Here is a 14273-nt window from a genome sequence, read left to right as displayed (position 1 = left end):
TGAAGCCGTCCAGGTCGAGGAAGCAGACGCCGACCCGGTGGGCCGCGTCGGCGCCGTCGAAGACCCGGCCCAGTGTCTCGAAGAACAGGGTCCGGGTCCGCGGCGGCGACCGCGCCCCGACGGGCCGGCGGGGGGCCCGGCGCGACGCGGCCGGCCGGCGCGACGCGGACACCGCTCCGGCCGTCGACGCGGGCGAGATCACCATGTACTACCAGCCGCAGATCGCCATCGCGACCGGCGAGGTGGTCGGCGTGGAGGCGCTGCTGCGCTGGCGGCACCCCCGCCGGGGGATGGTGGACCCCGAGGAGCTGATCCGGGTCGCCGAGCAGAGCGCGGTGATGCGGCTGCTCACCCGCCGGGTGGTGGACGACGTGGTGGAACAGCTCGCCAAGTGGTCGGCCGCCGGGATGAGCCTGCCGGCGGCGCTCAACGTCAGCGTGCGGGACCTGCACACCGGCGAGATCGCCGACCAGATCGCCGACCGGCTCGCCCGGTACGGCGTGCCGCCGCAGCGGCTGCAACTGGAGATCACCGAGGGCGCCCTGATGGCCGACCCGCGCCGGGTGCTGGCCACCATCACCCGGCTGCACCGGATCGGCGTGGGCATCGCGCTGGACGACTTCGGCACCGGCTACTCCTCCCTGCAGCACCTGCGGCGGCTGCCGCTGTCCGAGGTGAAGGTGGACCGCTCCTTCGTGCTGGGGATGGCCGAGGACGCCGACGACGCGGCGATCGTGAAGTCGACGATCGAGCTGGCGAAGGCGCTCGGGCTGCGGGTGGTCGCCGAGGGCGTCGAGGACGAGCGCACCTGGCGCATGCTGTACGCGGCGGGCTGCGACGCGGCGCAGGGCTGGTTCTACGCCCGGCCGATGCCGGCCGAGGAACTGGTCGGCTGGCTGGCCCGCTACCGGCCGGTCCGCCCCACGCCCAGCCCCGACGCGGAGATCCCCCGCCGGCACGCCCGCTGAGCCACCGCCCCTCGCCGGTGCGGCCGTCGGCGCGACGCCCCGCCGCGCGGGAGGGGGAGTCGGGGACGCGCCGCCGGGGCGGAACAATAGACTCGCTCCGGTCACCGCGCGTCACGCACCTCGTCCGCGCGGCCGACACCCGGTCCGACCCGCAGCACCGTCACGAAGGGGGCACCGATGGCCGCCATCTCCCGCGAGGAGGTCGCGCACCTGGCGCGACTGTCGCGGCTCGCCGTCACGGAGGAGGAGCTGGACACCTTCGCCGGCCAGCTCGACGTGATCCTCCAGGCGGTCGCGCAGGTCGGCGAGGTCGCCGCGGCGGACATCCCGCCGACGTCGCACTCGGTGCCGCTGACCAACGTCCTGCGGGACGACGTGGTGGTGCCCGGGCTGACCCCGCAGGAGGCGCTGTCGGGCGCGCCCGACGCCGAGGAGCAGCGGTTCCGCGTACCGCGGATCCTGGATGAGGATGTGGCGTCATGACGCAGACCGACCTGACCAGACTGACCGCGACGGAGATCGCGGGGCTCGTCGCCAGCGGTGAGACCTCCGCCGTCGAGGTCACCCGGGCGCACCTGGACCGGATCGCCGCCGTCGAGGACCGGGTCAACGCGTTCCTGCACGTCGACGCCGAGGGCGCGCTCGCCGCCGCCGGCGAGGTCGACGCCCGCCGCGCCGCCGGCGAGGAGCTGGGCCCGTTGGCCGGCGTGCCGGTCGCCGTGAAGGACGTGCTGACCACCAAGGGCGTGCCGACCACCGTCGGGTCGAGGATCCTGGAGGGCTGGCGCCCGCCGTACGACTCGACGATCGTGCAGCGGCTGCGCGCCGCCGGCACGGTGATGCTCGGCAAGACCAACATGGACGAGTTCGCGATGGGCTCCTCCACGGAGTACTCGGCGTACGGGCCGACGCACAACCCGTGGGACCTCAGCCGCATCCCCGGCGGCTCGGGCGGTGGCAGCGCCGCGGCGCTGGCCGCGTACGAGGCGCCGCTGGCGATCGGTTCCGACACCGGCGGCTCGATCCGCCAGCCCGGCGCGGTCACCGGCACCGTCGGCGCGAAGCCCACCTACGGCGGCACCTCCCGCTACGGCCTGGTGGCGTTCTCGTCCTCCCTGGACACCCCGGGCCCCTGCGCCCGTAACGTGCTGGACGCGGCGCTGCTGCACGAGGTGATCGGCGGGCACGACCCGCGCGACTCCACCTCGATCCCGCAGCCGGTGCCGGACGTGGTGGCCGCCGCCAGGCTCGGCGCGACCGGCGACCTGACCGGCGTGAAGCTCGGCATCGTCAGCGAGTTCGTCGGCGAGGGCGCCGAGCCGGGCGTGATGGCGGCGTTCCGCGAGTCGGTCGACGCGCTCACCAAGCTGGGCGCCGAGATCGTCGAGGTGTCCTGCCCCCACTTCCGATACGCGCTGCCGGCGTACTATCTGATCGCCCCGAGCGAGGCCTCCTCCAACCTGGCCCGGTTCGACGGCGTCCGGTTCGGCCTGCGGGTCGGCGACGACGGCAACCGGTCGCTGGAGGAGGTCATGTCGCTGACCCGCGAGGCCGGCTTCGGGGCCGAGGTCAAGCGCCGGATCATGATCGGCACGTACGCGCTCTCGTCGGGCTACTACGACGCCTACTACGGGCAGGCGCAGAAGGTCCGGACGCTGATCACCCGGGACTTCACCGCCGCGTTCGAGCAGGTCGACGCGCTGATCTCGCCGACCACCCCGTTCGTGGCGTTCCCGATCGGCGCGCGCACCGCCGACCCGTACCAGATGTACCTGGCCGACCTGTTCACCATCCCGACGAACCTGTACGGCGGCCCGGGCATCTCGGTGCCGTGCGGGCTCTCCGACGGGCTGCCGGTCGGCTTCCAGATCATGGCCCCGACGATGGCCGACGACCGCATGTACCGGGTCGCCGCCGCGCTGGAGAGCGTCGTCGGCACCTTCACCCCACCGGCACTGTGAGGCAGGAGCTCAGATGACGACGACACTGCCCGCGTACGACGAGGTCGTCGCGCGCTACGAACCGGTGATCGGCCTGGAGACCCACGTCGAGCTGGGCACGAACACCAAGATGTTCTGCGGCTGCCCGACCGACTTCGGTGGCGAGCCGAACACCCGGGTCTGCCCGGTCTGCCTGGGCCTGCCGGGCTCGCTGCCGGTCGCCAACCGGGCCGCCATCGAGGCGACCATCCGCATCGGCCTGGCGCTGAACTGCTCGATCGCCGAGTGGTGCCGGTTCGCGCGGAAGAACTACTTCTACCCGGACATGCCGAAGGACTTCCAGATCAGCCAGTACGACGAGCCGCTGTGCTTCGAGGGCTACCTGGACGTCGAGGTGAACGGCGAGCTGGTCCGGATCGGCATCGAGCGGGTGCACCTGGAGGAGGACACCGGCAAGACGCTGCACGTCGGCGGCGCCACCGGGCGCATCCACGGCGCCACCGAGTCGCTGGTCGACTACAACCGGGCCGGCATCCCGCTGGTGGAGATCGTCACCAAGCCCGTCCCCGGCACCGGCGCGCTGGCCCCCGAGGTGGCCCGCGCGTACGTCACCGAGCTGCGCGACGTGATCCGTTCCCTGGGCGTCTCCGACGTGCGGATGGAGGAGGGCTCGCTGCGCTGCGACGTGAACACCTCCCTCAACCTGCCCGGCGAGGAGTGGGGCACCCGGACGGAGACCAAGAACGTCAACTCGCTGCGCTCCGTCGAGCGGGCCGTCCGGTCGGAGATCATCCGGCAGGCGTCCGTGCTCGACGCGGGCGGCCGGATCACCCAGGAGACCCGGCACTTCCACGAGGACACCGGCGACACCACGCCGGGCCGGTCCAAGGAGACGGCGACCGACTACCGGTACTTCCCGGAGCCCGACCTGGTGCCGCTGGCGCCGGACGCCGCCTGGGTCGCCGAGCTGAAGGCCGCGCTGCCCGAGCTGCCCCGGCTGCACCGCCGGCGGCTCCAGGAGCAGTGGGGCCTCTCCGACGCGGACATGCAGTCGGTGCTCAACGCCGGCGCGGTCGAGCTGATCGAGGCCACGGTCGCGGCCGGCGCGACCCCCGCCGCCGCCCGCAAGTGGTGGCTGGGCGAGCTGTCCCGGCGGGCCAACGAGACCGGCGTGGAGCTGGCCGACGTCGGGGCCACCCCGGCGCAGGTCGCGGAGCTCCAGGGCCTGGTCGACGCCGGCAAGCTCAACGACAAGCTGGCCCGCGCCGTCCTGGAGGGCGTGGTGGCCGGCGAGGGCTCGCCGACGCAGATCATGACCAACCGGGGCCTGGAGGTCGTCTCCGACACGGGCGCGCTCACCGCCGCCGTCGACGAGGCGATCGCCGCCAACCCCGACATCGCCGACAAGATCCGCAGCGGCAAGGTCGCCGCGGCCGGCGCGCTGGTCGGCGCGGTCATGAAGACCACCCGCGGCCAGGCCGACGCCAAGACCGTCCGCGAGCTGATCCTGGAGCGCCTCGGCGCCTGACCGACAGGGAAGGCACCTTCCTGACGCCCCTCGTGCAGGAAGGTGCCTTCCGTAACCCCGAGCCGCCGCGTACGCCCGTCGTGCGCGGCGGCTGCGCACCCCGCGCGACCCGCCCGCCCCCGACCGGCCGTCAACGGTGACGTGCCGGACCCCTGGAGTCGACCGTGAACCGTACCGACCTCGACGTCCTCGACGAGATCCAGCAGCGGGTGCTCTGGCTCGCGACCCGGATCGTGGACGCGGCCAACCACGACCGGAACACCGGCGACGGGGTGAAGGTGGGCGGGCACCAGGCGTCCAGCGCCTCGCTGGTCACGGCGATGACGGCGCTGTGGTTCGCGCACCTCGACGCCGAGGACCGGGTGGCCGTCAAGCCGCACGCCTCGCCGGTCTTCCACGCCATCCAGTACCTGCTGGGCAACCTCGACCGCTCCTATCTGACGATGCTGCGCGCCCGGGGCGGGCTCCAGTCGTACCCGTCGCGGACCAAGGACCCGGACGAGGTCGACTTCTCCACCGGCTCGGTCGGGCTCGGCGCGGCGGCGCCGCTGTTCGCCGCCGCGACCCGCCGCTACGTCGACGCCCACTTCGGCGCGCGCCCGCACTCCCGGTTCGTCGCGCTGATCGGCGACGCCGAACTGGACGAGGGGAACATTTGGGAGGCCGTCGCCGACCCGGCCACCACCGGCCTGGGCAACGTGATGTGGCTGGTCGACTTCAACCGGCAGTCGCTGGACCGGGTGGTGCCCGGGGTGCGGATCAACCAGTGGCGGGGCCAGTTCGAGGCCGCCGGCTGGCACGTGGTCGAAGTCAAGTACGGCCGCCGGCTCGCCGAGGCGTACGCCCGGCCGGGCGGCGAGGCGCTGCGCGACTGGATCGACGCGATGCCCAACGAGCAGTACCAGTCGCTGTTCGGGCTGACCGGCGCGGCGCTGCGCAGGCAGTTCCTCGACGGCGCGCCCGACGGGACCGAGGCGTTCATCGCCGACATCGGCGACGACGAGCTGGGGCCGCTCGTCACCGACCTGGGCGGGCACGACATGGCGGCGATGCTCGACGCGTACGCGCAGTGCGACGCCGTCACCGACCGGCCCAGCGTGGTCTTCGCGTACACCGTCAAGGGGTGGGGGCTGCCGATCGCCGGCAATCCGCGCAACCACTCGGCGCTGCTCACCGGCGAGCAGCTCGACGCGCTGCGCGCCGCGCACGGGCTGACGCGGGAGACCGAGTGGGACCGCCTGGACCCGGCGTCACCGGCCGGCATCCGGGCCGGCGAACGCAGGGAGGCGCTGTCCCGCGCGCCCCGCGAGCGGGCGCTGGGCGTCACCGTCCCGGACACGACGCGGGTACGCGCGAACAAGCCGATCTCGACGCAGGAGGTCTTCGGCCGGGTGCTGGTCGAGCTGGCCCGCAACCCCGAGGTGGGCCGCTACCTGGTGACCACCGCGCCGGACGTGGCGACCTCCACCAACCTGGCCGGGTTCATCAACAAGACCGGCGTCTTCGCCCCGACGGAGCAGCGCTCCTGGACCGAGGACCGGATGCTGCGCTGGACGGAGAGCCCCGCCGGGCAGCACATCGAGCTGGGCATCTCGGAGATGAACCTGTTCCTACTGCTCGGGCAGCTCGGCCTCGCCTGGGACCTGTCGGCGCAGCCGCTGCTGCCGGTCGGCACGGTCTACGACCCGTTCGTGCTGCGTGGCCTGGACGCGTTCCTCTACGGCACCTACTCCGGCTCGCGGTTCGTGGTCGCCGGCACCCCGTCCGGCATCACGCTCGCTCCGGAGGGCGGCGCCCACCAGTCGACCATCACCGCCTCGGTGGGGCTGGAACTGCCCGGGGTGACGTTCCTCGAACCCGCGTACGCGGCCACCCTGGACTGGCTGCTCTGCGACGCGCTGGGCCAGATCGCCGGCGGGGCGACCCCGTCCGCGACGGCCGCTCCCGCCGAGGACGGGGCGTACTACTTCCGGCTCAGCACCCGCCCGATCGACCAGGCGGCCTTCGAGGCGGCGCGGGCCCGGCTCGGCGACGCGGTGCTGCGCCGGCAGGTGGTCGCCGGGGCGTACCGCCTGGTCGACGCCCACGAGGCGTACCCACACCTGGCCGACGCCCCGGTGGTGCAGCTGGCCGCCTCCGGCGCGGTGCTGCCCGAGGTGCTCGCGGCGGCGGCGGAACTGGCCGAGGAGGGCATCGCCGCGCACGTCGTCGACGTCACCTCGCTGGACCGGCTCTACCGGGCCTGGCAGCGCACCCTGCGCCAGGGCGTACGCACGGCCACCGTGCCGAGCGTGCCCGGCGCGCTGCGCTCGGCGTTCGCCGACCGGGTGCCGGTGGTGACGGTGCACGACGCCGCCTCGCACGCCATGGCCTGGCTCGGCTCGGCGCTCGCCGCCCCGGCGGTGCCGCTGGGGGTGGACGAGTTCGGCCAGTCCGGCAGTGTCCACGAGCTGTACGACCTGCACGACCTGCTGCCCGGCAGCATCGTCAACGCCGCCCTGGCGGCCCTTTCCCTGCGCTGATCCCCAGGGCGCCGTCCCCGGCCGGACCGCGCGTGCCCGCGCGGCCCCGCGCCGCCGAATCGCGCCTGGCCTCGCTGGGCCGCACCGCCGGACTGGGCCGCGTTGGGCTGCTCCGGGCCGCTCCGGGTCGTGCGGTGCCGCGTCATGCCGGGCTCCGGTGCCGGGTCGTGCGGTGCCGCGCCGGGCCGTGCGGTGTCATGCCGCGCCGGGGCGGGCTGCACCGCGCTGTTCGGGCCGTGCCGTGCTGCTCGGAACCGTGCCTCGAGACGCCGGGTGGGCAGGTACCGCGGCCTGGTTCGGACGGCCGGCTCCCTGCTTCGGCTTGGGCGGCCGCGCGGGTGGCGGCCGCGCGGGTGGCGGCCGCGCGGGTGGCGGTCGCGTCGGTGCGGGAGGTAGGAACACAGGCCTCGGTGTAGGAGGCGGCGCGCTACGACAGGCCACGAGATCCGGCGAGCAACGCCGGGGTCATCTTCGCGGTCATCGCGCGGAGACAGCTGTCGACCTCATGCGAAGTCACTAACAGTGACCAGCGTTTAATTTGACTGAGAGTGACGTTGAGCCTGGGGTGCGACGGTAGCCGCTCGCGCCCTTTGCTCTGCAGCCATCGACGCACCACGCTGCTGAACAGCGGAGAAGTCGATGCTGCCGATCGAAGGCAGCCAGCCTTTCGCTACACAGAGTTACTGGTGCGTCCGTGGCTGCAGAGCAAAGCGTCCAGAGGGCTAGGTCGGAGGCCGGCGGTGTCGCTACTCAGCGCAACGGGCGCGAGCGGAGGGCGCGTGCGGCAAGCGGTCAGGACGACCGCTCGGCGCAGGGCGATCGGGGATAGAGCGACCAGGGCAAGGCGATCGGGGGCAGGGCGGTCAGGCGTAGGGCGATCAGAGAAGGGCGATCAGGAACAGGGTGACCGTGCGCATGGCGGCCGGGAGCCCGGCGTGCCAGGCGCCCCGGGGCGGCCCACGATGGCGACCAGCCAGTGGGTCGACACGCCGGGGCCAGCGGGCCGGGGTCAGCGGGTCGGGGTCGGCGGGTCGGGGTCAGCGGGTCGGGGTGGGGGTGACTGGGACGGGCGCGCCGGCCTTCGGGTCCTCCACGACGTGCCGCTCCAGGTTCACCTGCGCCTGCCCCGTGCCGCCGACGGTGATGTCGTCGTACGCCTGGAGCAGCTTGTCCTTGTCGAAGTAGAGCACCGTCATCGACAGTGGGGTGGGCTTCTCGCCCTCCAGGCCGCGCAGGCCGGCGCCGCCCGTGGACCCCTGCACCATCAGCTGGGTGGGTCCCTTCCCGGGCACCTCGGGCAGCTTCGAGACCTGCCGGTCGTGGGTGTGCCCGGCGAGCACCAGCGGGCAGGTGCCCGACAGCGGACCGGCGGAGGCCGGGTCGTGCACCAGCGCGATGTCCACCCGGCGCGGCGAGCTGCCGACCGTGGCCGCGAGCTGGTCGCCGACGCCGATGAGCTGGTTCGCCGTCTGCTGGGTGAGTCCGCTGCCCGCCGGCGAGGTGTTCTTGTCGGGGGTGAAGCGCGGGTCGCCGATACCGGCGATGGTCAGCCCCGCGACCGTGGTGGTCGTGTTGTTCAGCACGATCGCGTTCGGCTGGCGGGCCACGGCCGCCGCCGTCCGCCCCGAGTCGTGGTTGCCCCGGATGTAGACGTAGGGCTTCTTGAGCAGGCCGATCGAGCCGACGTACGAGGCCTCCGGCTCGGAGCCCCAGTCGGTGATGTCCCCGGTGTCGATCACCACGTCGATGCCGAACTGCTCGACGACGGTGCGGATGAGCTGCCAGCCGGTCGGGTTGAGGTGCATGTCGGAGACGTGCAGGACGCGGGTCGTGCCGGGGGCCGGCTCGTAGACCGGCAGCGACGACACGGTGGTGTAGAGCTGGCTGACGTTGCCGACGATGCGCTGGAGCTGCTCGGCGTACCGGCTGTAGTCGTTCGCGATCCGGCGGGCGTCACCGACGATCGCGGGGGCGTTGACCAGCAGCCCCTCGTAGCGCGGTTCCTCGATCGCCTCCGGCCGGATGGTGGCCGCGGCGGCGCCGAGGCTGCCGGCGGTGATCACCAGCGCCAGCCCGCCGGCCCAGGCCGCCCGGCGGGTGTCGCGGAAGACCAGCAGGGCCAGCAGCAGGGTGACCAGCACCGCCGAGGCGAGCGTCCGCAGGCCGAGCCGCAGCACGCCCTCGCGGACGTCGTCGACGGCCGACTGGCTCGCCCGGTTGATGCTCGCCGGATCGTCGAGCAGCGCCTCGGTGCGGCTCTGGTCCAGCGCGCCCAGCTCCACCGTCAGGTGGGTCGGCCCGTCGTGGCTGTCGAGCAGCAGCGCACCCAGCGGCGGGATGTCGACGGTGGTGCCGCCGCCCATCGCCGGCGCGACCGTGAGGTCGGCCTGGAACGGGCCGATGTCGGTGCTCACCCGGCCGCCGGCGAGCACGCCGAGCACCGCGCCGACCAGGGCGATGACGAGGACCGCCAGGGTCACCCCGGTCGCGCGGAGGACTCGCCGGCCGGGCCGGTCGGCGCCGTCCGGCCCCGGTGTCGGGGGCGGGGCGTGACCGGTCGCCGGGGCGTCCTCGTCCCGGTTCGCGTGCTGTTCGTTCTCCTGGCCGTCCATGGTGAGATTCTGACCTGCCCACTGAAGGATCTTGGGAAACCCGCACGAGCCGGTGCGTCAGCTCCGGCCGGCCCCGCCGCCGGCGAAGACGAGCCGCAGCAGCCGGTCGTCCTCGGGCGCCGGCTGGCCCCGCCCGTCGTGGTTGGAGGTGCTGACCCAGATCGAGCCGTCGGGGGCGGCGGCCACGGCCCGCAGCCGCCCGAACCGGTCGGTCAGCAGCTCCCGCGGCTGGCCGAGCACGGTGCCGGTGTCGGTCAGCTCGACCAGCCAGAGCCGCTTGCCGCGCAGGCACGCGGTGGCGAGCAGCCGGTCCACGGCGGTCAGCCCGGAGCAGGACGCGTCCGAGGTCGGCCACTGGGCGACCGGGTTGACGAAGCGCTTGTCGTCGTCGCGCCCCTCGACCGTCGGCCACCCGTAGTTGCGCCCCTTGGTGATCTGGTTGATCTCGTCCCAGGTGTTCTGGCCGAACTCCACGGCGTACATCCGCTTGCCGGCGTCCCAGGCCATGCCCTGGACGTTGCGGTGGCCCAGGGACCACACCGGGGAGTTCGGGAACGGGTTGCCGGGTGCCGGCTTGCCGTCCCGGGTGATCCGCAGGATCTTGCCGCCGAGGCGCTTGACGTCCTGCGCCTGCGGCCGGTCGCCGGCGTCGCCGGTGCTCGCGTAGAGCAGGCCGTCCGGGCCGAAGGCGAGGCCGCCGCCGTTGTGGATGCCGGCCTTGGGGATGCCGGTGAGGATCGGGGTGGGCGTGCCGCCCAGCTCCAGCCGGACGATCCGGTTGTCCCGCTCGGTGGTGTGGTAGACGAAGACCGTCCGGTCCCGCGCGTAGTCGGGCGAGACGGCGATGCCCATCAGCCCGCCCTCGCCGGAGGCCGCCACGTCCGCGATGGTCTGCACCGGGGTGACCTTCAGCCCGTCGGGCCCCGACTCGGGGCCGACCCGCAGGATCCGGCCGCTGTCCCGCTCGGTGACCAGCGCCGCGCCGTCGGGCAGGAAGGCGATCGCCCACGGCACCCGCAGGCCCTTGGCCAGCACGGTGGTGACGACCTCCTGGCCGGCGCCGCCGGGGCTCGCCGTCGCCGACGGCGTCGGGAAGGTGGGTGGCTCACCGGCCGGGTCGGGCTCCGGCTCGCCGAAGCTGCAACCGGCGGTCGCCAGCAGCAGCGCCGCGCACGAGGCCGCCAGGGCCGTCCGCAGACGGTGGACGCGGGGGTACGGGGGACGGGCGCTCACCCGGCCCAGGGTAGTCCGCCGGGAAGTCGGAGCGGGGTCGACGGATCGGACCGGCTCCGCGGCGCGGTCAGATCGCCCGGACGGCGAGCAGCGCGACGTCGTCCTCGCGGTGGGGCGCGGCGGTCAGCAGCAGGTCGCAGAGCTCGCCCAGCGGCAGCCGGTGCGTGCCGTCGAGCCGGGCGACCAGCTCCGTCATCCCCTCGTCGATGGACCGGTCCCGCCGCTCGATGAGCCCGTCGGTGTAGAGCAGCAGGGTGTCGCCGGTGGCCAGGCGGGTGTGCCGGCTGGTGCGCCGCACCGGACGGTTCAGCCCGAGCAGCGGCTCCGGCGTGCCGGCGAGCACCTCCACCGTGCCGCCGGCCCGGACCACGAGCGGCGCGGGGTGGCCGGCGTTGCACCAGGCGACCCGCTGGCCACCGGCGTCGTCGGCGTCCAGCCGCACCAGGGTCGCGGTGGCCGCGGCGGGGATGTGCAGCCCGCGGATGGTCTCGTCGAGGCGGCTCATCAGCTCGCCGACCGTGTCGGGCCGACCGTACGCGTTGCCCCGGACGAGGTTGCGCAGCTGGCCCATGGTCGCGGCGGCCTCGATGTCGTGCCCGGCCACGTCGCCGATCGCCGCGATCAGCTCCCCGCCGGGCTGGCGGAAGGCGTCGTACCAGTCGCCGCCGACCTCGACCCGGTCCGCCGCCGGCTGGTAGCGGGCGGCCAACTCGAGGTCGTCGGTGACGGGCAGCTGCGGCAGCATGCTGTGTTGCAGCACGTGCGCGACGTGCCGCTGCTCGCCGTACATCCGGCTGTTGCCGATCGCCTGCCCGGCCCGGCGCCCGACGTCCTCGGCGATGAGCAGGTCGCTGTCGTCGAACTGCCGCCGCCGCGGGCCGTTGATCAGGGTGATGCAGCCGAGCACCCGCCCGGCGTCGGTGATCGGCACGCTGAGGTGCGAGGAGAAGCCCAGGCGGGCGGCGATCTCCGGCATCTCCGGCCCGATCGTGCCCCGCCGCACGTCGGCGAGGGTGGCGGCGCCGCCCAGCACGGGCCGCCCGGTGCGCAGCACCGTCCGGGTGATCGAGTCGGGGCTCAGCCCCGTGCGCATCAGCTCGGCGAAGCGGGCGACGTCCGGGGCCCGGGCCGGGTCGCGGTGCGCGGCGGTCACGTCGCGGGGCGCCCCGTCGGGCCCGACCAGGGTCACCAGGGACCAGTCGGCGAGCAGCGGCACCATCGTCTCACGCAGGTGGCGCAGCGCGGTGGCCACGTCGAGCGTGCCGGCCAGGGTCCCGGCCACCCCGGCCAGCAGCTCCAGCCGGCCGTTGGCCTCCTCGGCGCGCCGCCGCGCCTGCTCGGCGCCCTCCAGCGCGATCCGCAGCCGCAGCTCCGAGGAGCACGCGGCGGCCAGGTCGGCGAGCGTCCGCAACTGCTCGGCGGTCCAGTCGCGCGGCTTGTCGTCGATCGCGCAGAGCGAGCCGAGGACGCGGCCCTCCAGGTCGGTCAGCGGCATCCCGGCGTACGCCACCACGCCCAGCTCGGGCACGGCGAGGTTGTCCCGCAGGGCGGGATGGAGCCGGGCGTCCGGCAGCACCATCGGGGTGCCGAGGTCGACGACGTGCTGGCAGAACGAGTGGCTCAGCGGGGTCTCCCGCCGGGCGGCCCACGGCCGGGCCAGGCCCACCTCGCCGGGGAAGAACTGGCGTTCGGCGTCCACCAGGGAGACCAGGGCGACCGGCACGTCGAGCAGGTCACCGACCAGCCGGGCGAACCGGTCGAACGCCTCGTCGGGGGCGGCCGTCAGCCGGGTCTCGGCGAGGGACCGCAGCCGATCGGGGTCGCGGAGCGCCGGGATCGGGTCGGCCCGCTCCGGGGCGTCGTCGCGGGAGCCGTCGGTCATTGACCACCTGTCCGTGCCGGATGGAGGCCGACCGGCACTCCGGTCCTCCCTTATACCCCCTCCGGGCCGCAATCGCCTCGGTCGCTGCGGCGTCGCCCTGATCACCTCACCCGCGTCGGCGGGGCCCGTTCGGGTGCCGCGAGCCGCCCCGGCCGGCGGACGGACCCGCCGGGGGCCTATCGTCGGCGGGCGTGAAGGTATGGATCCCGCACCAGGACGGTCGAGCGCTCCTCGGTGAGCTGCCGCCGGAGGTCACGGTCGAGGTGGCCGAGGACGCCTCCCGGCTCCCCTCGGAGACCGCCGGCGTCCGGTTCTGGGTGCCGCCCTTCCTGGCCGGCGGGGACGCCACCGCGCTGCTGCGCGAGCTGCCCGACCTGGCGGTGGTGCAGCTCCTCTCCGCCGGGGCGGACGCCTGGGCCGGCCGGGTCCCGCAGGGCGTGACGCTCTGCGACGCCAGGGGGGTGCACGACCCGTCCACCGCCGAGTGGGTGGTCACGGCGATCCTGTCCCAGCTGCGCGGCTTCCCGGCCCTCGCCCGCGCGCAGGCCCGGCGCGAGTGGGCGTACGACGAGGTGGCCCCCACCGACGAGCTGGCCGGCAAGCGGGTGCTGATCGTGGGGGCGGGCTCCATCGGCACGGCGGTACGGGACCGGCTCGCGCCGTTCGAGGTGAGCTTCACGCTGGTGGCCCGGACCGCCCGCCCGGAGCAGGGCGTGCACGGCGTCGAGGAGCTGCCGGGGCTGCTTCCCGAGGCCGACGTGGTGGTGCTGCTGGTGCCGCTGACCGAGCGCACCCGGGGGCTGGTCGACGAGAGGTTCCTCGCCGCCATGCGCGACGGCGCGCTGCTGGTCAACGCCGCCCGTGGGCCGGTGGCCCGCACCGAGGCGCTGGTCGCCGAGCTGCGTACCGGCCGGATCTCGGCCGCGCTGGACGTCACCGACCCGGAGCCGCTGCCCGCCGACCACGAGCTGTGGACGATGCCGAACGTGCTGCTCACCCCGCACGTCGCCGGCTCGGTACGCGGTCTGCTGCCGCGCGCGTACCGGCTGGTCGCCGATCAGGTCCGCCGGTTCGCGGCCGGCGAGCCGCTGATCAACACGGTGGTGGACGGCTACTGAGCGGTGCCGCCCCGGCGGCGCTCAGCCGGCCGCGCCCGGCAGGGTCTGGCCCGTGGCCGAGACCAGCCGGGGCAGGTCGGTGCGGCGCACGGCCGGCAGCGTGACGCGCTGGCCGTCGTCGAGCAGGGCGACCGCCCGACCGCGCTTGTCGGCGGCCAGCTCGACGACCCGCTCCCAGCCGATCCGCCGCTGCCCGACCAGCGCCCGCAGGCGCAGCTCGCGGGCGTCCGCGTCGGTGCCGGCCCGCCACGCCCAGACGGCGACGGCGAGCGGTACGAGCAGCACCGGCAGCAGGTACCACCGGGCGCCGGCCACCGGCAGGGCGCCGAAGAAGGCGACGATCGCGGCGGCCAGGATCGCCTGGTTGTGCCGGAAGTGGACGGTGTCGGAGCTGCTCACCCCCCGATGATCCCACCCCCGCCGGCCCCGGTACGCGCCGGGCGGCGACCCGTGGGGCCCCGCGCCGGCAG

At 74.5% G+C, this 14273-nt stretch carries 10 protein-coding genes; 6 read left to right on the top strand and 4 right to left on the bottom strand.

Features of this window, described 5'->3' with window-relative positions; genetic code table 11:
* From AB0G08_RS07865 to AB0G08_RS07845, 5 genes are all read left to right on the top strand, one after another.
* Window positions 1-968 (top strand): EAL domain-containing protein (locus AB0G08_RS07865; protein WP_358084681.1); only part of this gene is annotated, 968 nt, incomplete at its 5' end.
* Window positions 969-1145: 177 nt separating this feature from the next.
* Entirely contained in the window at window positions 1146-1451 is a 306-nt protein-coding gene (gene gatC / locus AB0G08_RS07860; RefSeq protein WP_350926882.1) for an Asp-tRNA(Asn)/Glu-tRNA(Gln) amidotransferase subunit GatC, read from the top strand.
* Window positions 1448-2929: an Asp-tRNA(Asn)/Glu-tRNA(Gln) amidotransferase subunit GatA gene (gene gatA, locus AB0G08_RS07855; RefSeq protein WP_358084678.1), complete on the top strand. Its 1482-nt coding sequence runs from the start codon at window positions 1448-1450 to the stop codon at window positions 2927-2929. The genes gatC and gatA overlap by 4 nt, the downstream gene beginning before the upstream one ends.
* A 13-nt stretch (window positions 2930-2942) precedes the next feature.
* Window positions 2943-4436: an Asp-tRNA(Asn)/Glu-tRNA(Gln) amidotransferase subunit GatB gene (gene gatB, locus AB0G08_RS07850; RefSeq protein ID WP_358084675.1), complete on the top strand. Its 1494-nt coding sequence runs from the start codon at window positions 2943-2945 to the stop codon at window positions 4434-4436.
* 164 nt (window positions 4437-4600) lie between these two features.
* Window positions 4601-6958, top strand: coding sequence for a transketolase C-terminal domain-containing protein (locus AB0G08_RS07845; protein WP_358084672.1), 2358 nt, complete (start codon window positions 4601-4603; stop codon window positions 6956-6958).
* A 1037-nt stretch (window positions 6959-7995) separates the two neighbouring features.
* Here AB0G08_RS07845 and AB0G08_RS07840 read toward each other — a convergent pair.
* The 3 genes from AB0G08_RS07840 to AB0G08_RS07830 all read right to left on the bottom strand — a co-directional run bounded on the left by AB0G08_RS07840 (window position 7996) and on the right by AB0G08_RS07830 (window position 12685).
* Window positions 7996-9570, bottom strand: a complete 1575-nt coding sequence (locus tag AB0G08_RS07840; RefSeq protein WP_358084670.1) for a metallophosphoesterase — start codon at window positions 9568-9570, stop codon at window positions 7996-7998.
* A 57-nt stretch (window positions 9571-9627) separates the two neighbouring features.
* Window positions 9628-10803 (bottom strand): PQQ-dependent sugar dehydrogenase, encoded by a 1176-nt coding sequence (locus AB0G08_RS07835; protein WP_358084668.1) that lies wholly within the window; start codon window positions 10801-10803, stop codon window positions 9628-9630.
* A gap of 67 nt (window positions 10804-10870) precedes the next feature.
* Complete coding sequence (locus AB0G08_RS07830; RefSeq protein ID WP_358084665.1) at window positions 10871-12685, bottom strand: SpoIIE family protein phosphatase; 1815 nt, start codon at window positions 12683-12685, stop codon at window positions 10871-10873.
* 191 nt (window positions 12686-12876) lie between these two features.
* Here AB0G08_RS07830 and AB0G08_RS07825 point away from each other — a divergent pair, with 191 nt between their 5' ends.
* Complete coding sequence (locus AB0G08_RS07825; protein WP_358084662.1) at window positions 12877-13803, top strand: 2-hydroxyacid dehydrogenase; 927 nt, start codon at window positions 12877-12879, stop codon at window positions 13801-13803.
* A 21-nt stretch (window positions 13804-13824) separates the two neighbouring features.
* Here AB0G08_RS07825 and AB0G08_RS07820 read toward each other — a convergent pair whose 3' ends face one another.
* Complete coding sequence (locus AB0G08_RS07820; protein ID WP_358084660.1) at window positions 13825-14202, bottom strand: PH domain-containing protein; 378 nt, start codon at window positions 14200-14202, stop codon at window positions 13825-13827.
* Window positions 14203-14273: the final 71 nt, after the last annotated feature.

Source organism: Micromonospora sp. NPDC023644 (assembly GCF_040640115.1).
Taxonomy (GTDB): domain Bacteria; phylum Actinomycetota; class Actinomycetes; order Mycobacteriales; family Micromonosporaceae; genus Micromonospora.
The sequence above is the reverse complement of the archived record's forward strand: the minus strand, read 5'-3'. Positions and strand labels throughout refer to the sequence as shown.